Below are 24,792 nucleotides of genomic sequence, written 5' to 3' on the forward strand. Positions count from 1 at the left end.
GGCCGAGCCGATACCGCTCCGGGCCTACTTCAGCCCGGAGCGGACGAAGGCATTGACGATATGTTTTTGCAGGACCGCGTAGAGGACGAACACCGGCAGGCAGGCAAGTCCGGCTACTGCCATCATCGGCCCCCAGTCGTTGCCTTCGCTGCCCATGAAACTTCGCAGCCCCAGTTGCACCACCGAGTTGCTGCGTTGGAGTACCACCGCGGGCCAGAAATACTCGTTCCACGAATTGACGAACAGCAAGATGGTGAGGGCGGCCAGCGCTGGTCTCAGGTTCGGCACCACCACGGTCCACAGTATGGACCAGGACGAGCGACCGTCCATTTTAGCCGCCGCCACCAGCTCTTTGGGAAAACTCGTCATATGTTGACGCATCATCAACACTCCCAACGCGGAGCACAGGGTAGGCACGATCACCCCGGCCAGATTGTTGATCAATCCGAGCTTGTACAACAGGACGTAGTTGGGCAGCATCGTTACCTGAAATGGGACCAGCCAGGTTCCGACGAAGGCCAGATACAACAGACCCTTGAACTTGAAGGTGAACATCGCGAAGGCGTACGAAGCGAGCAACGCCACCAACAGCTGGCCGGACGCCGAGATCGCTGCCACTGCGAATGTGTTGCTCAGCAACCGAACCAGGTCGACCTTGTCGGCGGCATCCACATAGTTCTCGACCGACATCGGCCACGGAAACGGGGCGAGGGAACTGACGTCTTGCGGACGACGTAGCGACGTCGCAACCAGCCAGTACAGCGGGAATCCACACACTACGGCGATGGCGATGAGGCTCAGGTGTCCGCGAACCCGAGCCGAGCCCGGAGATGTCGAACCCGTGTCGGTCGGGTCGATGCTAGTCGTCATGAAATGAGATCCTCTCGGAGAGCCAGATCAGGATTCCGGCAACCGCACCGAAGCCGATGAAGAGCATGATCCCTGCAGCCGCGCCGAGGCCGGCATCGAAGCTGTGAAAACCGTAGTCCCACAGTAGGTAATAGATATTGGTGGTGGACTGTGACGGTCCCCCCTGGGTCAGTGTGTCGATCAAGGGAAAGGTCCACTGGGCGCTCAGTAGAACCGTCATGAGCCCGAGGAACACCAGGGTGGGCGACAACAGAGGGAGCGTGATCCACCTGTCGATCTGCGACCTGCTCGCGCCGTCCACAGCAGCGGCATCGGCGTAGTCGTTGCTGATACCGGCCATACCGGCGGAGACCACCAGGACTGCGAATCCCATGAAGTGCCAACCGGTGATGATCGTGACAACCCAGGGAGCCGTGGATGGTTCGTGAATCCAGTTGACGTCGGTGCCGAGCACTCGGTTGACAATCCCGGCGCCTGGATCGAGTAGCCACTGCCATACCGCAGCACTCGCGACAGGCGCCACCAGGAACGGGGCGAAGATGACGGCTTGGTAGAGCGCTCGCGCCGGTCCCCGCACAGCGCGGGTGGCGAATGCCACCACGACCGGAAGGACCAGCGAGAACGGCAGTAGACCCAGTATCAGAACAACTGTGCGCCAGATCGAATCGCCGACCTCGGGTAATTCGATCAAGCGTTGGTAGTTGTCGGCCCCGACCGGCACCATCGGGGTAGTCGGAAGGAGATTCCACGAGTAGACGGAAAGTTGCGCTGCCTGTATCAGCGGCCGGTAGGTCCACACGACGAGCAGAACGAGAGCCGGAGCCAGGTAGAGATACGGGATCACCGCGCTGCCCGACCGCCTCGCCACGGACGGTCGGGCAGCGGTGACAAGCGTCTCGGAGGTCACCACTGGTTCAGCCCCGAGCGAAGCCTCTGACGTCACCAGCATCGGGTTCGCCTCATCCGGTCCCCAGTGACAGCGCGTGAAGCTTGTCGAGCACGTCCTGTTGCGGCTGGTCGTACACCGGAACGGAAACGGTGTCCTCGACTGCGGTGGCAACGATCGACGAGCCGATCAGATCGATTCGGCTGAACCCGTAGCCGGTCACCCCCCGGTGCCGTCCGACCGGTGCCACCGGATCCACTCGATACGACATGGCGGGACCCACCCACACCGGAATTCCGGCAATGGCACCGGCGCCCGTGTGATGCGCGTGCCCACACAGAATCATCCGCACGTCGGAGTGCAGTAGCACTGCTTCCAGGTGTTCTGCGGTGGCGAGCTTGAGGTAGTCGACAGTTGCGACCGGGGACGGGATGGGCGGATGGTGCTGAATCAGCACCGTACCCAGCTCGTTGGGTCGTGAGAGCTCGTCGGCCAGCCATGCCAATTGGTCGGCTTCGAGCCTGCCGTCGTGTCTACCGGGGGTGGTGCTGTCCAATACCACGATCCGTAGTCCCCGGACATGGTGAACGGCGTCGTACGGGCCGCGGCCGGAGTCGTCGGCAGGACCGGCGTCGAACATCTCGGTGTACATCGCGTCACGGTCGTCGTGATTTCCGACAGCGCAGATGACGTGCGCGTCGAGCTCGCGGGCTACCGGATCGACGGCGGCCCGTAACCTGCGGTACGACAGTGGGGAACCGTCGTCACTGAGATCGCCGGAGAGCACGATGGAGTCGATTCGTTGACCGGACGCGACCAGTCGGTCGAGTACCGAGCGCAGGTTCTCGAGGGTATTCACCTGTCCGTGGACCAGCTCGTCGTCACCGCGGATATGGGTGTCGGTCAGATGGGCGATGGTTACCGCGGGCTCGATCATCGGACTGGCAGAAGCGCAGTGGCCTGCTTCTGGGCGGCCTCGAGTGTGGACCGTGGATCGGCGCCCTGGTAAACAATGGCCTCGACGGCATCCATCATCGAATCCCGAATTTGCAGGTAGCTGTTACCCGGCATGGATATCCACGGTTCCATGGTGGCAAGCTGCTGCAGATTCGGTGCGAGCAGAGGACTTTTGGCTGCCCAGTCCTTCAAACCGGCCGGATCGTCGACCAGTCCGGTTCGGAGAGGGAGATACCCGATGCCTTGTGAGATCTCGGTGTAGGCTCGCTCGCTGGTGAGGAACTTGACGAGTTCCCAGGAAGCGCGTTGTTTGGCGGCATCGGACGCGAACACGAACAATGAAGCGCCGGAATTGGTCGGAACGGCGGCCTTGGCGTCGAAAGTGGGCATCTTCGCGGCGCGCAGATCCCACGAATCCTTGGCTCCCTTGGTGAAAGTTCCTTGAATAGCGCTTGTCTCGAGGATCATTCCCAGATCACCGCGCGCGAATGCCTCGTAGCCCTGTTGCTGACTCAGCTTCGGTGTCGAACCGCTCTCGACCAGTTTTTGGGCCATGGCAGTAGCTTCCACCGCCGGCGGGTCGGCGAAGGTCAAGGTCTTACGGTCCTCGGAGATGACCCGGCCGCCGTCGGACCTGACGAGGCTTTGGAAGCACCAGTCCTTGGCGGACTTGGTGAGACAGTCGAGATAGACACCACCCTTACCGGTTTTCGACGCTATCGCCGCAGCATCGTCGGCCACCTCACTCCAGGTCGTGGGCGGATCCGCAGGATCGAGACCGGCCTGCTCGAACAGCGAAGCGTTGTAGTAGAAGACAGGTGTCGAGAACACGAACGGCACCCCGTATGTGGTGCCGTCCCAATCGGCCAGTGTGCGAGCCGTGGGTGCGTAGGGGTATGTAGCGCCGTCGAAGTTCGCCTGGACGGCGTCTTTTCCGAAGAGGCCGTCGAGTGACTTCGCGCCCAACTGGTGGATGGTGAAATCGAGGTCACTGAAGCCGAGTTGGGCGACGTCCGGTGGTGCGCCCGCAACAGTCTGACTCTGGATGCTCGAGATCGTGTCGGTGGCAGGGTTGGGACTGTTGCCCTGCGGCTTCTGTGCTGTGACAGTGATATTGGGATGGAGTGCTCTGAACTCGTCTATCAACGAGTTGAAGGTATCCGTCCACGCGCCGGCGAGGCCGTAGTTGTAACTCTCGAACACGATGGACACCTTCTGGTCCGCGCTCAGTTCGGGCACGGGGGCGGCGTCGGGAGCGGTGGTCTCGGCTGACGTGCTGCCCAGACCGCCGCACGCGGTCAGTAGCGTCGCGGCGACAGCGAGGGCGGCCAGGGATACGGTGCGATGTCGCCGGCGCGTCCGGCGCTGGGTTTGTTTCACGATGCTCTCTCCTGATTGCTCGAATGATTGTGCTGGCAGAAAACTTCGGATCGTCACTCAGGAAGCAGACAGCGCCGCGTCATGACCGATCGAGCGAGTGGAAGGGGATGCGGCCCATGTCAACCGCTTCCCGGACTCGTGGTCGAACAGATGAACGTCGCGGGAGTCCACGACGAGTGGAGTCTGCACCCCGACGCGCAGTGGCGTCGGGCGAGGAGTGCGCAGGCACAGTGTCGCGGCACCGACCCGAACATGGACGACCTCTTCGCTTCCCAGATTCTCGATGCCGGTGACGGTTGCCCGTAGCCGGCCGTGGCGCTGCGCCGTTCCACTTCGCGGGTTCGTCTCGGAGTTCGTCAGTGCGCGAATTCGCTCGGGCCGGATTCCCACGGTGACAGGTCGTTCATTTCCCTCGGTGTCGGCCCGCAACCCGAGGAAGAGGTTCACACCGTCGGCGACGGCGTGGAGTTCGCCGCCCCGGACCACGATCTCGGCGTCGAGCAGGTTCATCGGCGGCGCACCGAGAAAAGAGGCCACAAAGGTAGATCGTGGTGCATCGTAGAGTTCGGTAGGTGTACCCACCTGGGCGATCGTTCCGTTGTCCAGGAGCGCAATTCGCGTGGACATCGTCATTGCCTCGACCTGATCGTGTGTCACGTAGACGAAGGTCGTGCCCAGTCTGCGGTGTAGCGCGATCAGCTCGGTCCGGGTGGCGCTGCGTAACTTCGCATCGAGGTTGGACAGAGGTTCGTCCATCAGGAAGACTCCTGGCTCGCGTACCATTGCCCGCGCCAGCGCGACGCGTTGACGCTGACCGCCGGACAGGGCGGCCGGACGCCTGTCGAGTAGTTCCTGCAACCCGAGGAGTTCGGCGACATGTGCTACCCGGCTGCGGATATCCGATTTAGCCATCTTGCGAGCGCGGAGCGGAAATCCGATGTTCTTACCGACGTTCAAATGCGGATAGAGGGCGTAGCTCTGGAAGACCATCGCCACGTCTCGTGCACGAGGAGGGGTGTGAGTGATGTCGAGGTCGCCGATACTGATCCGCCCGGCGGACGGGGACTCCAGTCCGGCGATCATACGAAGGAGTGTCGACTTCCCACAACCACTCGGTCCGAGCAGCACCATGAACTCGCCGTCGGCGATATCGAGATTCACATCGTGCACCGCAGTGGCAGAGCCGAATTGCTTCGACACTCGCTCCAATTGTATTCGTGACATCCACGTCTCCTCGTTTGTGTATCACCGAATGGCAGCATCTCTGCGTGACCGGTGAGTGAACAGCGGTGTCGGCTCCGATGCAGTCGGTCTCGGCAGCGGCGAAGCGAACTGGGACGATAGTCGCCGCGTTGTCGGGGATCGGAAGATTCGATGGCCGCACCGACGTCCGGTGGGGGATCAGGTGGGGGGAACGGCTGATCTTATCCACGCCGATACCGATACCGCGATCTCCGCGGCGTCTTTCAACCACTCGAAGTGGTCGCGATGGATCACCGGGGAATCGTCGCCGATGTGCCAACGGGTCACCTGCGCGGCGGGCATTCGGCGAGTCAGGAAGTCCACATTCGACTTGGGGCCGAGACGGTCGTCCTCGAGCGAGATGGCGAGGACCGGAAGTGTCATCCGGGCGAGCAGACGATCGTACGGTGTGTCCGACCCCTTCGGCCGGTAACGGCTCGTCAGCGAATGCATCGACCAATCCACCATGACGCCGCCCGCCATGGCGCCCGGGATGAGCACCCCGCCCGGCCAGTAGCCTTTGACTCGTGAGATCAGGCCGATCCACTGAATGTCGACGAGGGCCTCCAGCCATCGCCGCGGCCCGAATGCGCGCCAGTACACCGTGCCGGTGCCTATGACGGTGACGCTTGCAACGGTGTCGGTGTGGGCAGCGGCGAAGAGGAGCGCCAGTTGCCCCCCGAGGCTGTGTCCGAACAGATGGATTCGTGCTCCCGGGAAACGACGCTGCACAGCTTCGATGATCGAGGGCAGATCTGATTCGATCATCTCGCGGTAGCCGAAGTTCTTTCCCTCGCGCAAGGCCGGGAGGCTCTCACCCTGTGACCGGAGGTCGGTGGTCACCACCGAAAGATTCTCTCTGTTCAGCGCTTTGGCCAGTGGAAGATAGTGTTTCGCCTTCATGACCATGGCGGGCAACACCAGCACGACCGGTGCGTCGGGCTCTGCTGCCGGAAGAACACGCAAGGTGAACTGCGCATCGTCGACGGTGGTGACGATCACGGGCTCGAGGAGGATGAACTCCGAGGGCGGTTTCGTCGGGGAATCCGAGGTCATGGCCGGCCTCTACACGCGAGCTGTGGTGTCGGCGGCAACGTCGCACACGTAGTCGAAGGTGAACTTCGCTACCACGACATCGTTGTCGTCGAGAAGTAGTGCCTTTCCCGATAATTCGAAGCGTGCATCTCGATCGACGGTGAGAATGTCGTGCAATTCGTGTTGATCGACGCGAGCTACCGCCCGAATCCGGCCGATGGCAGGTTTGCGATACGACGCCGTTGCCGCCCGGAGGACGAGCTGGGTCACGGTGCCGAGGCGAGTTGCCGCGGCACCGACGAACGCGGCCGCACCGGCGATGTCGGCGGCGGTGAAGAGTGCACCGGCATGCACGGTGCTCATGTGGTTGAGGACGTGAGGTTGTGCCGGTATCTCCACTACCGCACGGTCCGGCCCGATCTCGGTGATGGAGGTTCCGACGTGATTTCCGAAGGGCACCATCGAATTCGAGACAGTGCGAAGATGTTCGTAGTCCGGTTCGATCGAGTCGATCGGGCCGTAAACAGCGGCGAACCCGGTCAGGCTGCCGGTGATGTTCGTGGTCATGTCTGATCCTCCGAAGTAGTCGATGGTAACGGGAAGGTCGATGTGTGCCGGGTGCTAGGGATGCGCTCGGAGAACTCGTCTGGCGATGGACCAGCGCAGAACCTCGGATGGCCCCTCGTAGATACGAAAAGCCCTGGCCTCGACGAGGAAACGGGCAACCAGATGATCTTCACAGACACCGAGGCCACCGTGTAGCTGCACGGCACGGTCCAGTACCCGCCACACTGCCTCGGACACGAACGTCTTGGCGATCGAGGCATCGTGCCTGGCGGCCGAGGACGCGGCACCGAACTCGTCGATGGATTCAGCGGCGGTGCGGATCACACCACGCGCCGCAGCGATGTCGATTGCATTGTCCGCCACCAGACCCTGCGCCATACCGTGCTCGGCGATCGGTACTCCGAACGCGGTTCGATTGTTGATGTGTTCGGCCGCCATGTGGTGTGCGCGAACGGCCAGACCCAGCCAGTTCATACAGAACACCAACCGCGACGGTGCGAGTCTGACTTGGGCGTACTGCATTCCGAGGCCAGGTTCACCCAGCACGGCGTCGCTCGGTACCGCGCAGTCGACGAACTCCACCTCGCAGTGACCACCAGGCACGCTGTGGTCGAGTGTCGGCATTCGTCGACCGATATGCAGTCCTGGATTGTCCTGGTCCACCAGGAACATCGTGGGCCCGTCCTCGGTTACCGCAACGCAGATGGTGAACGCGGCGCCCTCGGCGCCGGTGGTGAAGTGTTTGGAGCCGTTGATCGTCCAGCCGGATTCCGAGCGAACCGCCGTGGTGCGGAGCATCGACGGATCGGAGCCGGCCCCGGGGCCGGGTTCCGTCATGGCTATGGAGGAGCGAATGTCTCCGGCCGCCAACGGAGCTAGGTAGCGTATCTTCTGAGCATCCGTTGCAGCGTGCTCCAACAGATGAATGTTGCCGTCGTCCGGTGCCCAACAATTCATCGACAACGGCCCGAGCAGGCTGGCGCCGGCAGCCTCGAGAACCCGCGCCTGCGCACGAGTGTCGAGACCGAGGCCACCGTAGCGGCGGGGGGACAGTGGCCCGAACACGCCGACGCTCTTGGCTTCGCGCTGCAGCTCGAGGCGTAACTTGTCGTCGACGATGCGGCCGTCGACGATCACGTCACGTTCGATCGGAATGACGTACTCACGAATGAATTCGGAGGTCCGTGCGACCAGGCTGTCGGTCGATTCCGGCGTGGTTGATTCGAGAACAGTCATGAAATCGTAGTCGCTTTCGTGTGGTGGTATCACTCTTCGACGGGCCAAGTGTTGCGGGGCGGTGAGCTGCTCGCTCTCGCGATAGCCAACGCCGATAGGTCCAGTTGATCGGAGCTTTCGCCGTGCAACCGGTCCCACTCCCGACGACGCTGGACCGCAACGAGTGAGGAGTGGTGATGTTCTGCGACGACGGACTTTTTCCCACGATCGTGGTCGATCGACACGACGAGGCCGACGGTGTGGTTTCGTTGACACTAGCCCTGCCTGACGCCGGGGAATTGCCTCGGTGGGCCCCTGGCGCGCACATCGACGTCGCGGTCCTCGATGGCGAGGTCCGACAGTACTCCTTGTGCGGCGATCCCTCGACCGCGGACAGTTGGCGTATCGCGGTGCTCCTTCAACCGCATGGTCGTGGCGGTTCGGACTATCTACACCGCACGGCCCGGATCGGATCGACTCTCCGTGTATCGCTGCCGCGCAACAATTTTCCGCTGATCCGAAGTGAATCCTATATCTTCGTCGCCGGCGGTATCGGGATCACGCCGATTCTGCCGATGATCGAGGCGGCGCAGAGCGCTGGTTCGCCGTGGAGGTTGTACTACGGCGGCAGAACCACGTCGTCGATGGCTTTTCTGGACGAGTTGGCCCCGTATGCGAGTCTGGTGAGCGTCGTCTCCCAGCAGGATTCCGGTTTGTTGCCGATCGCGCAGATTGTCGCCGGTGGCCCTGACGGTGCCCAGGTGTACTGCTGTGGTCCGGAGCCGTTGTCGGCGGCGGTGGAGGCCGAGTGCGCCGCGGTCGGCGTCCGATTGCACGTCGAGCGGTTCGCTCCCCGCCCGGTCGGTGACGCGTCGTCATCGGAGACCGCGTTCGACGTGCGGTTGGCGGGTTCGGGGGTGACCGTGCGAGTGGAGGCGGATCAGTCGATCCTGGCCGCTGTGGAGTTGGCCGGGATCGTAGTCGAAGCATCTTGCCGAGAAGGCACCTGTGCGAGTTGTGAGACCACGGTGCTCGAAGGCGAGGTCGATCACCTCGATTCCGTACTCACCGAGGACGAGCGGCGGCAGAACAGTTCCATGATGTTGTGCGTCTCGCGCGCTCGGACCGCGACGCTGGTGCTCGATTTGTAGGTGCCGGTCGATTTCGGCGCGAGCGAACCCGAGAACGGCAGCGCACCTTCCTCGACGAGCCCCTCATGCCTTCGGCGTCGCCGGGACGAAAATACGGAGAAGAAGCATTCGGATCCGGTGTGGTCGGGTTCGAAATCTCGTGGTCGGTGAACACGGGAACGGTGCGGAGCTGACAAAATACCTGGAATCCTGGAAACAATTGCCTCACACTGGAGCGTGACCTTCAATGGGGAGTATTCATGACCGATGCGATAGTGGCTGAAGGGCTTGTCAAGAGGTACGGCGATGTCACTGCTCTCGACGGAGTGGACATCAGGGTGGCAGAGGGTTCCGTGATGGCTCTCCTCGGTCCGAACGGTGCGGGAAAGACCACCACGGTAAGGATTTTCACGACTCTTCTGGTTCCGGACGAAGGGCGCGCGACGGTTGCCGGCCTGAATGTGGTCGAGGATGCGCGGGTATTGAGATCCAAGATCGGAGCTTCCGGACAGTACGCGGCTGTGGACGAGTACCTGACCGGCTACGAGAACCTGGACATGGTCGGACGTCTGTATCACTTGGGCGCCAAAGCAAGTAGGGGTCGAGCTCGAGAGTTGCTCGAGCAGTTCGATCTGGTCGAAGCAGGTGATCGTCCGGTGAAAGGCTATTCCGGCGGTATGCGTCGTCGTCTCGATCTGGCAGGTGCGTTGGTGGCAAGGCCACAGGTACTCTTTCTCGACGAGCCGACCACTGGTCTCGATCCCCGCGCGCGGCTCGGACTGTGGGATGTCATCGAAGACCTGGTTGCCCAGGGCACCACCCTGCTGCTCACCACGCAGTACATGGAGGAAGCGGAGCGTCTGGCGGATCAGATCGCGGTAGTCGACCGAGGGACGGTCATCGCCCGGGGCACGTCCGACGAGTTGAAGGCCAGGGTCGGCGGCGAACGTATCGAATTGAGTGTGCAGGACGTCGGGGACCTGGACGCGGTCTCGACCGAGTTGAGTTCACTCGCAGTGGGCGAGATACGGATACAGGAGAACATCCGTCGCATCACCGTTCCGGTCGACGGAGGCACGGATGCGCTCGTGACCGCGCTGGGTCGACTGTCGGATCGAGGCATAGCGGTGTTCGACGTCGGGCTACGACGGCCGACAATGGACGACGTGTTCCTCACGCTCACCGGGCACCAGGTCGAACTGGAGGACGGACAATGAGCGTGCAGATGGTGATCGGTGACGGTCTGACCGTTGCCCGGCGCAACGTGATCAAGATCAAGCGCGTGCCGGATCTGCTGGCGTTCACGATCTTGTCGCCGATCATGTTCGTGTTGCTGTTCGCCTACGTTTTCGGCAGTGCCATCTCGATACCGGGAACCTCGTATCGCGAGTTTCTGATCGCCGGAATTTTCGCTCAAACGGTGATCTTCGGTGCCACCTGGACGGGCCTGGGTATGGTCGAGGACCTGCAGAAAGGAATCATCGACAGATTCCGGTCGCTCCCGATGGCTCCGTCGGCGGTGTTGGTCGGGCGTACCTCGAGTGATGTCCTGATCAACGTGATCAGTCTCGTCGTCATGTCGCTGACCGGGCTGCTGGTCGGGTGGCGGATTCACTCCAGTCCACTCGAAGCGTTGGCCGGATACGTGCTGTTGTTGTTCTTCGCCTACGCCTTGTCGTGGATGATGGCGGTTGTGGGCTTGTGGATTCGGACGCCGGAAGTTTTCAACAACGCCAGTTTCATCGTGATCTTCCCGCTGTCGTTCATTGCGAACACATTCGTCGAGACCACCAACTTTCCGGCGGTGCTCAAAGTGATCGCGGAGTGGAATCCGGTCTCGGCGGTCACCCAGGCAACGCGTGAATTGTTCGGTAACACCAACCCGGCCATGACGGTACCGGATGCCTGGCCCTTGCAACATCCGGTGTTGGCATCTGTCCTGTGGACTGGCGCGATACTCGTGGTCTTCGTTCCGCTTGCTCTGCACCGCTATCAGAAGGCGGTCAGTCGCTGACAGTGGGGGAAACGGGCTGACGAGCTTTCCCCACCACTTGCCGGCCCGCGATCTCCGGCCGATCCGGCCTCGGTGACCTGCACCGTAGTCCATCAGGGCGAGCCAACCCGGTCCCCGTCCACCTGTCGTGCATTTGTGCTGCGACAGGTGGACGTCAGGAACGGATCTATTCCACTGCAACGCATCGTCGGCGCCAACGTCTTGGGGGACAGTCGGATTGAGCTGAAGGTGATCGTCGTCGAACTCCACGAAGTAGCCGGTGCGGCTCCAGTCGGCGACACATGTCCCGCCCACGCCGGTGACGGCCGAATCACTGCGGTCGAGGGCATGTCTGGCGGTGCCCCTGATCGTGGTCAGGACCATGATCTTCCCGGCTAGGGGAGCCCAGCTTCGGTGTGAGGCGCCTCCGACCGAGACCGCGAAGAATTTTTCACGGCGGGTTTGACTCCGACGGCGACGGTCGATTCGGTGTCCGCGAGATACGTCGAATGCGCGGATAATCCGCCGTCGACGAGTGACCGAAGGGTGTGTCTACGTTGTTGCGAACTGGTCTCCACCAGCAGGTGGCCGCCGGGTGCCAACCACTGTGAGGCTGCGGCAGCCACCCGACGTTGGATCGAGGTGCCGTCGACTCCGCCGTCGAGTGCGGCGCGCGGTTCGTGAAGGCGGGCTTCAGGCGGCAGTAGCCTGATGGAGCCGCTCGGTACGTACGGCGCGTTGGCGACTATGACGTCGATACGCCCGCGAAGGCTTGGCGGCAGCGGGTCGTAGAGATCACCGACCAACACCCGGCTGTCGGGCCGGAGGTTTCGTCGCGCGCAATGCACCGCTGCGGGGTCCACGTCAACGGCGTACAGTTCGATGCCGTCGACTGTAGATTGTGCGAATGCGCCGATTGCTCCGGTGCCGCAGCATAGTTCGAGCATGATGGAGCCTGCGTGCAGGTATGTACAGGCTTGACGGGCGAGATGTTCGGTGCGCCGTCGAGGAACGAACACTCCTGATTCCACGTGAATGCGGATTCCGCAGAACTCCGCCCAACCGAGAATCAACTCCAGTGGTTCGCCGCAGACTCGCCGCGCGAGAAGGGCATCGAGATCCGACGGGTCGGGTGCGGCGTGCATCAACAGGCCGGCTTCGTCTTCGGCGAAGACGCAACCAGCGGCACGGAGGGCGGCGACAACTGCCCGATAGCGTACTTCGGTGTGTTGTCGAGCAGACACGAGTTTGCCTTTCCGGTGATACGGTGCAGGCGCTCTCGTCGACTAGACCACAGGAATGGCGACCGGGAGCACCGTTACTGACGGAGCGGTAATGGAACTCACCTCCTCGATCTGCATGCGTCGACGTAGGTCACCGTACCGGACGGCTGCGATCTGCGCAGTGCTGTTCATTCCGGGGAGCTGCCGGCGTCTCGGTGTATGCCGTCGAGATACGCCTGGATGGGTACGCGGAGGTCGCGAATGTTGTCCGTGGCATCGCCGGCACTGCGCGCTCCGATGCTGCGATCGAATATCAGTCCTTCGAGAAGGCTGACGAAATCTTCTGCAGGGGTGTTGTTTTCGTCGAGATTTCGGTCCGGGAAGAGGGCGCGCGCTTTATCGGTCGAGAAGAGGCACTTGACGAGAAGGCTGTGCAGAATCGCATTCTCGCGTGTCTCCAACAGCAGCGCGTACCGGGCAGTCAACTCGTCACTGCGGTTCGAGAGCAGATCGTCGAGATACGCGGCTGTGAGACCGGCGATGTCCGAGTGGGTGTCGGCCAAGAGGTCGTACGTCGATCGGGAGCGGTCGACGATGAACAGGGCTGTCGCTTCGATCAGGGCATCGCGTGTTCGGAAGTAGTAGGACGTCGATCCGTTCGGTAGCCCGAGTTCCCGGTCGACTGCTCGATGTGTGAGGGCCTTCGTGCCGTGTCGGGCGATGATCGACACTGCAGTCCGACTGATCAGGGTGCGGCGCTCTGCCTGGCCCATCGATGCTTCCCTTCGCGTAGTGCGGCTCACATTGACCGTGTCGTCGGAGACATTCTAGCCTTGGCTCTACAAATGTAGAGGAGTCTCATGTTTCTGGACGGCTGGCAAATCGCGGCGCAGTCGGCACTGACGGAGCTTCGTTCGCGGGTCGACGGTGGCTCGGGAACTGTCGGTGGCGGCATCTATCTGTGGGGGAGCGTCGGTCGTGGCAAGTCGATGCTGATGGATCAGTTCTACGACGCAGTCTGCAAAGCGAAGCAGCGAAAGCACTTTCATCAGTTCTTCGTCGACCTTCATCGAGCCGCGCACCGGATCGGCTCGATGTCGTCGGCTGTGGACCAGGCCGTTGACGAGATCGACGTCCTGTGTTTCGACGAATTCCATGTCGACGACGTCGCCGACGCGATACTGCTGTCCCGGGTCCTCGATGCGATAATTCGGAGAAAAGTGACCCTCGTCGTCACGTCGAACGTTCCGCCGTCCGATCTATTGCCCAACCCGCTTTTCCACGACAAGTTCCTCCCCTCGATCGCTCTGATCGAGGAGAGTCTCGACGTGATCGAGTTGGGTGGATCGATCGACTACCGCCTTTCCGGTAGTGCGGGACCGACAGACGGACGATTCGCATCCGGCCGATTCCTGGTCGACGAGAAATCGGCAGCGGTTGGGCCGGAGGAAAGAATAGTTCTCACTGTCGGTCGACGACAGCTGACATGCGCGGCGATTCGGGACCGTGAGATCCAATTCGACTTCGAAATGCTGTGTTCTGCACCTACATCCGCTTCCGACTACCTGGAATTGGCGGATGCCTACGACGCATGGGTGATCCTCGGGGTCCCTGTGTTGAGAAATGTGCCCGAGTTCGCCCTGCGTAGATTCGGCAATGTCGTCGATGTTCTGTACGACAGAAATGTTCGGCTGACCGTCGTGGCAGCTGCGCCGCTGGACGTACTGGTCGACGGTATTCGAGGCCAGGAGGGGGCAGCTCGCCTGTGTAGTCGTCTCGGCTTACTGTCGCATCGACCGTGAATCAGGCTGTGCTAATTGCCTCGGCCCAGACCCGCGCTGACGGCGGCCCGCACGTAGGGAGTCAGATTTTCCACCACTCGGTCGATCACCGCGGTCGCGACATCAGGGAGAGGTAATCGTGAAGCGGGGGAATCGATTACCACGGAAAGAGGTGGTGGTGGTGTCGACTCGGTCATCACCGGCTGATACGTGTTGTGTTTGGTGAAGTACCCGAAGACGGAGTCCACGAAAACAGAGGGTGCATCGAGAGGGTTCGGCATGTTGCAGATGCCGTCGCCCTCGATGCAGACCTCGTGTACGGGGATATCCCCGAATCCGTCTCGAGGGCCCGTCATGGTGGCGCCGGGAATCAGGTTCGGCACCACGGTTTCGATGCCACCACTGGAATTTCTGGGGTCCGAATAGAGAATTCCCGTCACTTGCGACGAGGGGACGAACTCGTCATGGGCGAGGCTGTCGAGAACGTCGCCGGCAATGCGAGCGCCTTGGGAGTATCCCGTGACGACTATTCGGCTGGACGGGCAACTCGTGTGGAAGGCCTCTACGTCGCCTCGCAGCGACTGAACTCCGGCCGCGACGCTGGCGTCGTAGGTCTGATCGCCCAATGGCCAGAAGCTGGCCGGATAGGTCACCGGATTCACCGTGTAGCCCTGTGCCGCGTACCTGCTCGTCACCGGCTGGGTGGTCTGCCCGGTTGGGTCCCACGTCCCACCGACTGCGAACACTGCACCGGGTGGGCACCAATTGTCGTTGTCCGGCGCCGCCCCGGACAGTGCCGGAGCCACCAACGTCGCTCCTACGGCGAGGCCGAACGCGACGGGCAACGTGTGTTTTCTCATCTGGCCTGTCTCCGTGTATCTGCAATCTCGTTGATCGGCGAGATGATCCGTGGATCGAAGCGTAATCCGATGCCTGAACGAAATAGTGCTGGACCTGTGAGTCGTGGAGGTGTTCCCACGGTAAACAGGATGTTGCTCGTAGGCAGCAAAAGCGAGACTGAGCAGAAGATTCCGGGCACATCGAATTACCGAGATGTCCAACCGGCGATTCGTCCGTTCAGTGTGTTTGTGCTGCTTCTCTTTCGATGGTCATCCGGTGCCGTATCCGGTGCGCACAGCCCTGGCGCACACAGACCTACCTCGCACAGTCCTGCCGCAGACGAGTGCGGAGTCACGAGTTGTCCTGTCGAGCGAACAGCGCCTGCTGCGCGATCGACATCGGAAGACGCCCGTCTTCGGTGAAGACGTTCACCTGGATCAAGGCGCGCCCGGAGGCGCTTGCCGGACAATGCTGCACGAAAAGCAGCCACTCGTCTGCGCGTGCCGAATGATGGAACCACATGGTGTGGTCCACCGACAGGCCCGACCAGGTTCGGATCCCGTTGGAGTTGTGACCGATCGGCACACCGTGCGGAACGAGGGCACCGGATAATGTGGTGATGTCGGACATGTACACCAGCATGGCTTGATGTATGCCTGGGTCGTCGGGCAGCGTGGACTTGCAGCGCATCCACACCAAGCTTGTTTCTTCTCCGGGTGTTCCCGGGACGACACGAACATCGATTGCGTCGGTTGCCAACCAGTCCGGATCGGTCGAGCTGATGTGCTCTCGCCACGCGCCGAATGTGGGCAGTGACAGTGGATCCGGCGCAGCAGGCATCGATGTCCGATGACCGATCTCTTCGCTTACTCCGGAGGTGAACAGCATGTTGGTCACTGCCAGCACACGATCGCCTTGGACTGCGCTGATGCTTCTGCACGTCTGAGTTCGGCCTTCACGCAGGCGCGTGACCACGAGCTCGACCGGACGTTGCGCGTCGCCCTGACGGAGAAAGTACGTGTGTAGTGACTGGCCGTCGGCGGCTGCCGGAACGGTACGACGTGCCGCGAGCAGTGTCTGCGCGACGATCTGCCCGCCGAACATTCGAGGCATGCCGGCGATACTGGGAGCATGGAATACGTCCGGTTCCGAGGTGCTCAGCTCGAACGAGGACAGTACGCCCGCCACATTGCTGCCGACCTTCCCGACCATCCGATCGGTCCGGGACACGTGCGTGGTTGCGTTAGATGAAATTCCTTCGGAATTATTCACTGAGCGTTTGCCTTTCGGTTTCCCGACCCTCGAGGCCGGTTGTTCGTCCGATGACGACAAGGCAGCGGACGGCCTGTGACGGTTGTGTGGCGATCGACGTGAGCCGGTGGACTGCTCTCGTCTTCTCGCCGGCCGCCGGTGTGCTGATCGGGCGATCGCTTCAATACCATCATGAGCTACATTTATTGAAGTACGACTGCCGGGGTGTGTCAACGCAATGGGGGTCGCTATTGTTGGGGAGGCCTGGCATCGAACAGGTTCTCACACGTGGACGGCTGTGGAGGTAGGTGGCGGGTGGCTGACCTTGTGCGCTCCGATGCGCAGCCCAGTCCGATCGCGACGACGATCGACCTTCTGGGGGATCGCCTCACGGTCGCGATACTGCGGGATGCGTTCGTCGACCGCATCCACCGTTTCGGGGAATGGATCGATCGCACCGGCGCTCCGCCTGCTGTTCTGTCGGCGCGGTTGGTCGCGCTCACCGAGTCCGGGCTGATGGAAAGACGCCCCCAGTTGGGTGGCTACGACCGGCACGACTACGTCCTGACGGGGCTCGGTCTGGCGACGTGGGAGTTCCTCGTCAGTGTCTGGACCTGGCAGCGGGAGTGGTCGGTCGACGGGCTTTTGCAACCCGAAATGGTGCATGTCGACTGTGGTCGTCGTGGGCCGCCGGAGATGGTGTGCGGCCACTGTCGGAGCAAGGTCAGGACGCAAGATGCCCGGTTGGAGGTGAATCCGGACCTGCTCGTGACGGCTACGGGCGGAAGTAGGCGACGATCAACTCGTAGCTCGCCGGCGTTGAGCCGCGCCGACTTGCAATTCACCGAGGTCATGGAGGCGATCGGTGATCGATGGAGCGCCATGGTCACCGGCTTGTCACTCTCGGGCGTTCGTCGATTCGGAGAGTTCCAGTCGGTTCTGCGAATTTCACCGACCACGCTGACGGAGAGACTGACCCGGCTGTGTGAAGCGAAGATCCTCACCCGCATCGAAGGCGGACGGGAGTACGCTCTGACCCCGCGTGGGCGGGCGCTGTTTCCGATCTTCGCATTCTTGTTGGCGTGGACGCAGACTGCGCACCCGGACGTTCCACCGGAGCTGCTGGGGCCACGACTGCGGCATCACGATTGCGGTGCGTGGCTGGAACCGACGTTGAGCTGCCGTGGGTGTGACACCGTTCTCGACCGGACGTCGATAGCCTTCGAATACTGAGCGTTCGCACGCTGCCGGTCCGACACGCGTCGATCCTGATGCCGCTGCGCTGGTCTGACGGCTGTGCTGATTCGGGCCTTTTTGACATCAATTATGCTTCATCAATGGTAGTAAATCAGTGAGATGAGACTTTCTGATCCGGGCAGTCGACCGTCAGCGCACCAGCCCTGACGGTCGATACCGGGACGTCACTACAGATTGCGTCCTGACCGGAAGGGGGTAATCGTCGGCAAGTCGTAGAATCCGGGAGCTGCCTCGACCACCGAGGGCAGTAGGCCGAGGAGTACGGATGCCGTTGCGTCCATCCCGGGCCGGGACATCGGAGCGCCCGGATCAGGGTCACTGAGGTCCAGCGTCAGCCGGACATTCGGCCTTCCGTCGAGTTCGACGCGCCAGTGTCCGCCTTCTTCCAAGCCCGGGTGAAGGTCGGTCGAGGACGTCCAGAGTATCTCGTGGATCATGGTCGAGCCGGACGCGAAGTGGCCCTTCCACCGCCATGTCGTCGCGGCGACGGTGCCTTGCGGGATCGTCATTGCGGCGAGTTCGATGTCGTGGGGTGCCAGGACGACCTCGTGGAGCGGTTCGATCCGGTCCACTGTCGTACCGATTGATTCCGCGACGAAGTGGAGCGTCTCGGCGTAGTAGGTGTTGTATACCTCGGCGAGCGCCCCTTTGGTGAGATCGGATTTCTCGGGTTCGGTACCGAATCCCATGACGTTCTCGAGAAGTCCTCGGGAGGGGGAAAGGGACGCGTCGAAGAATTCGGTGCAGCGAATTTGGTCCAGGCTCGCCATCAGCCCCGATGCGAGCAACGCGATGCGCTCGGCGATGAAACCGGGATTGAGACCGGACCCTGCCAATGTGGATCCGCCCGCCAGCGCGGCAGCTTCGAGTGGCCGCCAGTAGTCCTCGGAGTGAATGCGCGGCCGGTAGAAACCGTTGGTGGAGATCAGATTTTTCCCGCTGGCGAGGATTCGGGCGACCGTCTGGTTCTGCTCGTCGTAGGGGACCGAGAGCAGAGACGTGTGGATGACGGCGTCCGCCTCCAGCGCCAGGATCTCCTCGATGACGTTCGTGGCGATCACCCCCGTCGGCGGGCGTTTGGCGATCGTTCCGGCATCGAGGCCGTTCTTCTGTTCGGACGTCACGTACACGCCCACCAGTTCGAAATCAGGATCGTCGATGACGCGTCGGAGCGCGGTTCGACCGACGGATCCGGTTCCCCACTGGATTACCTTGTACGGCATGTCATTGCCTTTCATTGGTTGGTGACAGGCGAGGAAACGCCTGGATGCCGTATCAGCGGCGGCGCCGTACGGGTCGGGTCGCAGTGCTCGACTGACGGTCGCAGTGCTCGACTCGGGTCGATTCGCGTCAGAGGGTCGGAATTCGTTGCAGTGCAGCGTCGTATTCGGCCGAGATCTGATCGACGATCGCGCTCACCGGTTCGATCGCCCGGATGGTCTGCAAACCTTGGCCGGCCGCCCACACGTCCTTCCACCGTTTGATGGCTGTGCTGCCTGCCGTGTAGTTCTTCGCCTCCGACGGCGGTTGCAGGTTGTCGGGGTCGAGGCCACAGGCGACGATGCTGGGCTTGAGCCACGAGGCGGGGGTGCCGGTGATCGCGGAGCTGATCACCAGATCGTCGGGGCCGTTGTCGACGATCATCTGCTTGTAGCGCGGCTCCGCCAGGCTTTCCTGTGCGGCGAGGAACCGAGTTCCCATGTACACCAGATCGGCACCGGCGACGACTGCACCTGCAACCCCGTAGCCGTCGGTGATACCGCCACCGATGACGATCATTCCGTCGAAGAAGTCCCGCACCGCCGAGGTGAAGGCGAAGGGGGACAGGTGGCCTGTGTGTCCGCCTGCGCCTGCGGACACACAGGCCATGCCGTCCACACCGGCGTCGGCTGCCTTGTGTGCAAGCTTGAGGTCGACCACGTCGGCGATCACGGTGCCGCCGTATCCCTTCACGATATCCATGACCGGGCGGGGCGAGCCCAGTGCGGTGATCACGATCTCGGGCTTGTATTCGGAAACCAGACGTAGATCGTCGGCCAAACGTGCGTTGCTGCTGTGGGTTACGAGGTTGGCTGCCCACGGCGCGGGGGTGAACTGCGGCCGGCCCGTAACGCGAAGGCCGTCGGTGATCGTGCCCATCCAGGTGTCGAGGTCTTCGGTGGTTCGGCAGTTCTGGGTGGGGAACGAACCGACTACGCCGGATCGGCAGGCTGCGACGACGAGGTCCGGACCCGAGACCAGAAACATCGGCGCGGCGACGACGGGAATACGGAGGGAAGTGGAAAACGGATTGTTCACGGCAGGTTCCTGTTCGAAGTCGTTGGGTGAGATGCGGAACTGCCGGGTCGTTCGGCTCGATCCGAGGTGAGATTCCGAAGAATCTCGGTTGCGCGGGTTCGGTCGACTTTGCCCAGTGGTGTCAACGGCAGGGCGTCGACTTCGTACACGGATTTCGGGCGCTTGTAGTCAGGTAAGCGGCGCCGGCTTTCGGTGACGACGTGTTCTCGATCGATCGCGGTGGTGCTGTCGATCGTGTATGCCGCGACGATGCGTTGACCCCAGAGAGTGTCCGGTAGCCCCACGACTACAACGTCTTTCACGCCGGCAATCGCCGAGATCTCTTCCTCCACCTCGCGGGGGTACACGTTGTAGCCCCCGGTGATGATCATGTCCTTGCTGCGTCCGGTCAGATGGACGAAACCGTCCGGCGCCCGCAGTCCGAGGTCACCGGAGAAGAGGTGTCCGTCGACGTGGCTCTTGCCCAGATCCGTGCGGGTATCGGCGTTGTGGTAGCCGGGGCTGACGGCCGGGCCACTGACCACGAGTTCGCCGATATCGCCGTCGGGGATTGCCTGGTCGCCGTCACGGAATTCGATCAGGACGCCGGTGCACGGTGTCCCTACCGAGCTCAGTACATTCGGATCGGTATCGACTCCGCGGCGATGATCGGCGACGCCTAGGACGGTCAGCGGGGGGATGGCTTCGACCATCCCGTAGTACTGAACGAGGTTCGGTGTGATCCTTCGGTAGGCGTGGCGGATGTGCTCCACCGGCATGGGTGCGCCTGCGTAGGCGAGCATCCGCAGCGCCTGCAAGGGTTTCAGCTCGTCGTCACCGAGTTCGAGCAGTTTGGCGATGACCGTCGGTACGAGGGCGGTGTGTGTCCCGCCGTGCTCGGCGATGGCCGCGACGACATCGGCCGGCCGTGGGTGGTCGAGGAGCACCTGCCGTCCGCCGGCTTCGAGGAAGGGGAGGACGAACAGTCCGCTCGTGTGGATGACGGGGCCGGCGTGAACGAACACGGCGGGTTCGCGCCCGTCCAGTGTGCCGGACAAGACGTGATCGCTCATGGCCCGGAGCGAGAAAAGTCGGTTCGCGTGGGTTCGCTGTGCTCCCTTCGGAATTCCGGTGGTACCCGACGAATAGTGAAGTGCACAGAGTGAACTCGGATCGAGCTCCGGAATTGTCGGGTTCGACGGCGCACCGTCGACGAGAGCGTCGAGGGTGTGTCGAGCTCGATCGGTGTGCTGTGTGCTGACGAGTGTCGCTGTCGACGATCGCACCGCGAAGTCCTCCGCTCCCTCGACGTGTGGGTCGTAGACGATGGCGGCCGGATCGCAGTCCTGAGCGATTCTGACCCAGTCCCGTTCGCCGACGCGGGGGTTGAGTGCCACCCGGATGTAGCCACCGATCGTCAGTGCGAGGTCGACCTCCACCGATGCAACCGAGTTCGGAAGTAGGACGAGTACGACCGCGCCTGGAAGGACACCTGCGGTGACAAACCCCGTTGCGAGTCGGTGTACCCGTTCGGACAGTTCGAGGAACGTCAGGGAACGTGTGCCGTCCTCCACTGCAACCTCGGCACCGAAGCTCGCGGCCGCGGTGCGCACTACGTTGGCGATCGACATATGAATCCAACTCCTCCAATTCGCTACACTTATTGAAGTAGACAACGCCGGGGCCGATTTTGGCAACACTTCGGTGCCGGCCGAACGAAGGAGACCGCTGTGAACCGTTCTGCCACGGACCCCCGCACCCCGTGGGTGCTCGATGCGGTGAGGACTCCGTTCGGCTCGGCCAGAGGTGCGCTGTCGCACATACGCGCGGACGATCTCGCTGCGATGCCGATCGCCGACCTCGTCGCCAGGCATCAGGGCCTCGACGTCGACCGGATCGGTGACGTGGTCTGGGGAAACGCGAACGGTGCAGGTGAGGACAACCGCAACGCGGCCCGAATGGCACTGCTTCTCGCGGGGCTGCCCCACGCGATTCCCGGCGTCACGGTCAATCGGTTGTGCGGATCGGGAGCAGAAGCGATCTTGTCCGCGAATCGACTGGTGGCGGCCGGGGATGCCGACGTGGTCGTCGCCGGCGGTTCGGAAAGTATGAGCAGGGCGCCGTACGTCCTTCCCCCGGTGGAGTCGGCTTTTCCCCGGACGCTGGATCTGGTGCCCACTACCGTCGGCTGGCGCATGACGAATCCGAGGTTTCCGGCGCCGTGGGTCGAGTCACTCGGTCGCTCCGCCGAATTGGTGGCCGAACAGCGTGGAATCGGTCGCCTCGAACAGGACGAATGGGCATTACGATCGCACGAGCTCGCCGCACAGGCATGGGCGGACGGAGTGCACGACGGATTCGTCTCGCCACATGTGGGGCTCGAACGTGACGAGCCGATTCGCGCCGCAGACGCCGCGACACTTGCGGGGCTGCGACCCGCGTTTTCGTCGGGCGGAAGTGTCACTGCGGGTAACTCGTCACCGATCAGCGACGGTGCCGTTGCCGCCCTCGTCGCGAGCGGAGCGGTTGCCGCCGATCTGGATGTCGAGCCGCTGGGTCGAGTGCTGGCCTCCGCAGTGGTCGGCGTCTCGCCCGATCAGTTCGCGATCGCCCCGGTCGGTGCGATCGCGAAGGCTTTGGATCGGGCCGGTCGAAGTCTGTCCGATGTTCGCGTGCTGGAGCTGAACGAGGCTTTCGCCGCGGTCGTTCTGTCCTGCCTGCGCGAACTGCCGGGCATGACCACCGATCGAGTCAACCCGTTCGGTGGTGCCATCGCGCTGGGGCATCCGCTCGGTGCCTCGGCTGCTCGTGTCGTGATCGACTGCATGCGTCATCTACGGCGACTGGGCGGCGGCATCGGGATCGCGTCTGCCTGCATCGGGGTCGGGCAGGGCATCGCCGTCGTTGTCGAGGTGTAGTGCCGGCGGCGTCGGGACAGCCCCGCCCGAGTTCGGTGGCGCTGCTCCGGCACCTGTTCGTCGGCTACGTATCGAGGTTCCGGTTACCGGGTCGAGCGAACGTCGGTCGTCTGCGCGTGTCGGCCGGCCGCGTCAGCCGGTCGAGGAAGTGAAGCAGTTCGCACCGCGATCGGATATTGACATACAGGTAGTCTCTTGATTGACTTCAGTAATAGTAGTAACTGGTTGTGGTGTGAATGAACGAGATCGTTCCGAGTCGGCCCGCCGAAGTTGCTCAACTAGTCGGATTCCGTCGACAGGAACGAGTGCTCATGTTCTTCGAAACACATCTCGATCTGCTCCACGGCGCAGTCGAAGCCAACCGGACTCGCCTTGCATGGACCGGATTCACCCCGATCGAAACTCCGACGGCCGGCGATGCCGAAGAACTGGTCGGTGTATACGACGGTGCCACGCTCGATCTTTCGGCGGCGTGGTCGGCGGCGATAACCGCCGACGAGGTCTCTCCCTACACCGGCAAGTCGCTGAACGTCACCTACGGTGCCCCGACGGTGGACGAAGCTCTGGCAGGCGCGGCCGAAGTCGCGGTAGCACTGCGAGACGCCGGTGCCAGGGCGCGGGTGGGGGTGTGCCTCGAGTCCTTGCGCCGAATCCACCAGCGTGGGCAGGAATTCGCGGCAGTCACCTCACATACCACCGGTCAGAGCCTCAACATGGCGTGCAGCGGTAGCGGCACCAATGCGCTCGATCGCGGCCTGGAAGCGGTGGCGATGGCCTGGGCAGTACTGGACCGGGCACCCGAAACCGTCACCTGGCAACAGAGATTCGGCAAAACTCCGGTGACATTGAACAAGCGTTATCGGGCCCGCCCGCTGGGAACGGCACTCGTCGTCGCCTGTGCGTCGTTCCCCGCTTGGAACGCGTACCCGGCCATCCTGGCGAATCTCGCGACCGGCAATCCGGTACTGGTCAAACCGCACCCCCGATCAGTTCTCGCGACGGCCTTGGCAGTCAGCGTGATTCGCGACGTCCTGGTCGATGCCGGTCTACCGGCGGACGCAGTCCAGCTCGTCGTCGACACCGTCGATGCACCGATCGCGGCCCGGTTGGCGACCGATCCGCAGACCCGCATCGTCGACTTCACGGGCAGCCAGACGTTCGGAACGTGGCTCGAGCAGAACTCGGGTAACGCACTGGTGTTCACCGAAACGGCCGGGGTCAACACGGTCGTCCTCGACTCGGTGCACGATCTGGCCGCGACTCTGCGGACGCTGGCTGGTGGCCTGTCCCTGTTCAGCGGACAGATGTGCACGACACCGCAGAACATCTACATTCCCGATCGTGGAGTACAGACCGACAACGGGATCGTCTCGCGCGACGACGTCGTGGCGGCTCTCGTCACGGCGATCGACGACCTTGCGGCAACGCCGCGTCGAGCTGCCGCGGTGTGCGGTGCGCTGCAGTCGGAAAACACGCGCGACTCGCTCTCGGCCCTGACTGCCCGCGCCGAGGCGAACGGCACCCTGGTTCGCCGCCCGGTTGCGTACGAGCACCCGGAGTACCTGCACGCTCGCGCCGTGACCCCACTGGTGATCCGGGTCGATCCACGCCGAGGCGACAGCCTTCCCGAAGGCGAAGAATTCGGTCCCGTCGCATTTGTCATCGACTGCGCCGACCGCGACTCGGCAGTCGAGCACGCCACCGCGAGCGTGCGAGCCCACGGCGCCATCAGCTCGTACCTGTACTGCACCGACGACGCTGCGATCGACGACATTTCCGACGCCTACGCCGATGCGGGAGCGTCCCTGTCGGCCAATCTCGTCTCGTCCATGCCCATGCAGTACGCCGCCGCATACAGCGACTATCACGTCACCGGGCTCAATCCCGCCGGCAACGCCACACTGACCGACGAGTCGTTCATCGCCGGCAGATTCCGTATCGTTCAGGACCGCCGTCAGGTAGAGGGGTAA

The 24,792-nt window shown here is 62.7% G+C and carries 23 protein-coding genes; 8 read left to right on the plus strand and 15 right to left on the minus strand.

The features are described 5' to 3' along the window. Positions 1-24: 24 nt before the first annotated feature. The 8 genes from ABH922_RS00990 to ABH922_RS01025 form a co-directional block, all read right to left on the minus strand. On the minus strand, positions 25-870 hold the full coding sequence (locus tag ABH922_RS00990; protein ID WP_424805156.1) for a carbohydrate ABC transporter permease: 846 nt from the start codon (positions 868-870) through the stop codon (positions 25-27). Beyond that, entirely contained in the window at positions 860-1,819 is a 960-nt protein-coding gene (locus tag ABH922_RS00995) for a carbohydrate ABC transporter permease (protein ID WP_424805157.1), read from the minus strand. Before ABH922_RS00995 ends, ABH922_RS00990 begins: the two co-directional genes overlap by 11 nt. A 10-nt stretch (positions 1,820-1,829) precedes the next feature. Continuing rightward, complete coding sequence (locus tag ABH922_RS01000; protein WP_424805158.1) at positions 1,830-2,693, minus strand: metallophosphoesterase; 864 nt, start codon at positions 2,691-2,693, stop codon at positions 1,830-1,832. Beyond that, positions 2,690-4,045, minus strand: a complete 1,356-nt coding sequence (locus ABH922_RS01005) for an ABC transporter substrate-binding protein (RefSeq protein WP_424809517.1) — start codon at positions 4,043-4,045, stop codon at positions 2,690-2,692. The genes ABH922_RS01000 and ABH922_RS01005 overlap by 4 nt, the downstream gene beginning before the upstream one ends. Before the next feature lie 105 nt (positions 4,046-4,150). Further along, entirely contained in the window at positions 4,151-5,317 is a 1,167-nt protein-coding gene (locus tag ABH922_RS01010; protein ID WP_424805159.1) for an ABC transporter ATP-binding protein, read from the minus strand. Positions 5,318-5,494: 177 nt separating this feature from the next. Then, positions 5,495-6,391, minus strand: a complete 897-nt coding sequence (locus ABH922_RS01015) for an alpha/beta fold hydrolase (protein ID WP_424805160.1) — start codon at positions 6,389-6,391, stop codon at positions 5,495-5,497. Positions 6,392-6,400: 9 nt separating this feature from the next. Beyond that, complete coding sequence (locus ABH922_RS01020; protein ID WP_424805161.1) at positions 6,401-6,937, minus strand: YiiD C-terminal domain-containing protein; 537 nt, start codon at positions 6,935-6,937, stop codon at positions 6,401-6,403. 54 nt (positions 6,938-6,991) lie between these two features. Continuing rightward, positions 6,992-8,173 (minus strand): acyl-CoA dehydrogenase family protein, encoded by a 1,182-nt coding sequence (locus tag ABH922_RS01025; protein WP_424805162.1) that lies wholly within the window; start codon positions 8,171-8,173, stop codon positions 6,992-6,994. A gap of 176 nt (positions 8,174-8,349) precedes the next feature. Here ABH922_RS01025 and ABH922_RS01030 point away from each other — a divergent pair, with 176 nt between their 5' ends. From ABH922_RS01030 to ABH922_RS01045, 4 genes are all read left to right on the plus strand, one after another. Beyond that, complete coding sequence (locus ABH922_RS01030) at positions 8,350-9,303, plus strand: PDR/VanB family oxidoreductase (RefSeq protein WP_424805163.1); 954 nt, start codon at positions 8,350-8,352, stop codon at positions 9,301-9,303. 239 nt (positions 9,304-9,542) lie between these two features. Next, a complete protein-coding gene (locus tag ABH922_RS01035; protein WP_424805164.1) occupies positions 9,543-10,499 on the plus strand; it encodes an ATP-binding cassette domain-containing protein in 957 nt (318 codons plus the stop codon). Then, positions 10,496-11,296, plus strand: a complete 801-nt coding sequence (locus ABH922_RS01040) for an ABC transporter permease (RefSeq protein ID WP_424805165.1) — start codon at positions 10,496-10,498, stop codon at positions 11,294-11,296. Before ABH922_RS01035 ends, ABH922_RS01040 begins: the two co-directional genes overlap by 4 nt. A gap of 147 nt (positions 11,297-11,443) precedes the next feature. Then, on the plus strand, positions 11,444-11,674 hold the full coding sequence (locus tag ABH922_RS01045; protein WP_424805166.1) for a hypothetical protein: 231 nt from the start codon (positions 11,444-11,446) through the stop codon (positions 11,672-11,674). On the opposite strand, the gene ABH922_RS01050 is transcribed toward ABH922_RS01045, so the two are convergent. After that, the gene (locus ABH922_RS01050) at positions 11,671-12,519 is read right to left on the minus strand and encodes a putative protein N(5)-glutamine methyltransferase (RefSeq protein WP_424805167.1); all 849 of its coding nucleotides are present in this window, start codon (positions 12,517-12,519) and stop codon (positions 11,671-11,673) included. The genes ABH922_RS01045 and ABH922_RS01050 overlap by 4 nt on opposite strands. Before the next feature lie 167 nt (positions 12,520-12,686). After that, a complete protein-coding gene (locus ABH922_RS01055) occupies positions 12,687-13,271 on the minus strand; it encodes a TetR/AcrR family transcriptional regulator (protein ID WP_424805168.1) in 585 nt (194 codons plus the stop codon). A gap of 87 nt (positions 13,272-13,358) precedes the next feature. Between ABH922_RS01055 and zapE the strand changes: the two genes are divergently transcribed. Then, the gene (zapE, locus tag ABH922_RS01060; RefSeq protein ID WP_424805169.1) at positions 13,359-14,300 is read left to right on the plus strand and encodes a cell division protein ZapE; all 942 of its coding nucleotides are present in this window, start codon (positions 13,359-13,361) and stop codon (positions 14,298-14,300) included. 11 nt (positions 14,301-14,311) lie between these two features. On the opposite strand, the gene ABH922_RS01065 is transcribed toward zapE, so the two are convergent. Together ABH922_RS01065 and ABH922_RS01070 are read right to left on the minus strand one after the other, a co-directional pair. Further along, positions 14,312-15,139: a PE-PPE domain-containing protein gene (locus tag ABH922_RS01065; protein ID WP_424805170.1), complete on the minus strand. Its 828-nt coding sequence runs from the start codon at positions 15,137-15,139 to the stop codon at positions 14,312-14,314. Between the two features lie 331 nt (positions 15,140-15,470). Further along, positions 15,471-16,331, minus strand: a complete 861-nt coding sequence (locus ABH922_RS01070; protein ID WP_424805171.1) for an acyl-CoA thioesterase — start codon at positions 16,329-16,331, stop codon at positions 15,471-15,473. Between the two features lie 354 nt (positions 16,332-16,685). On the opposite strand from ABH922_RS01070, the gene ABH922_RS01075 reads away from it, so the two are divergent. Then, positions 16,686-17,603, plus strand: coding sequence for a winged helix-turn-helix transcriptional regulator (locus tag ABH922_RS01075; protein ID WP_424805172.1), 918 nt, complete (start codon positions 16,686-16,688; stop codon positions 17,601-17,603). Between the two features lie 191 nt (positions 17,604-17,794). On the opposite strand, the gene ABH922_RS01080 is transcribed toward ABH922_RS01075, so the two are convergent. From ABH922_RS01080 to ABH922_RS01090, 3 genes are all read right to left on the minus strand, one after another. Beyond that, positions 17,795-18,850 (minus strand): hypothetical protein, encoded by a 1,056-nt coding sequence (locus ABH922_RS01080; protein WP_424805173.1) that lies wholly within the window; start codon positions 18,848-18,850, stop codon positions 17,795-17,797. Positions 18,851-18,977: 127 nt separating this feature from the next. Further along, on the minus strand, positions 18,978-19,925 hold the full coding sequence (locus tag ABH922_RS01085; protein WP_424805174.1) for an NAD(P)H-dependent flavin oxidoreductase: 948 nt from the start codon (positions 19,923-19,925) through the stop codon (positions 18,978-18,980). Then, positions 19,922-21,535, minus strand: coding sequence for a class I adenylate-forming enzyme family protein (locus ABH922_RS01090; protein WP_424805175.1), 1,614 nt, complete (start codon positions 21,533-21,535; stop codon positions 19,922-19,924). The genes ABH922_RS01085 and ABH922_RS01090 overlap by 4 nt, the downstream gene beginning before the upstream one ends. Positions 21,536-21,634: 99 nt before the next feature. On the opposite strand from ABH922_RS01090, the gene ABH922_RS01095 reads away from it, so the two are divergent. Continuing rightward, on the plus strand, positions 21,635-22,822 hold the full coding sequence (locus tag ABH922_RS01095; protein ID WP_424805176.1) for a thiolase family protein: 1,188 nt from the start codon (positions 21,635-21,637) through the stop codon (positions 22,820-22,822). A 311-nt stretch (positions 22,823-23,133) separates the two neighbouring features. Next, positions 23,134-24,792: an aldehyde dehydrogenase family protein gene (locus ABH922_RS01100; RefSeq protein WP_424805177.1), complete on the plus strand. Its 1,659-nt coding sequence runs from the start codon at positions 23,134-23,136 to the stop codon at positions 24,790-24,792.

Source organism: Rhodococcus sp. 27YEA15 (assembly GCF_049739425.1).
In the GTDB taxonomy this organism is placed as follows: Bacteria; Actinomycetota; Actinomycetes; order Mycobacteriales; family Mycobacteriaceae; genus Rhodococcus_F.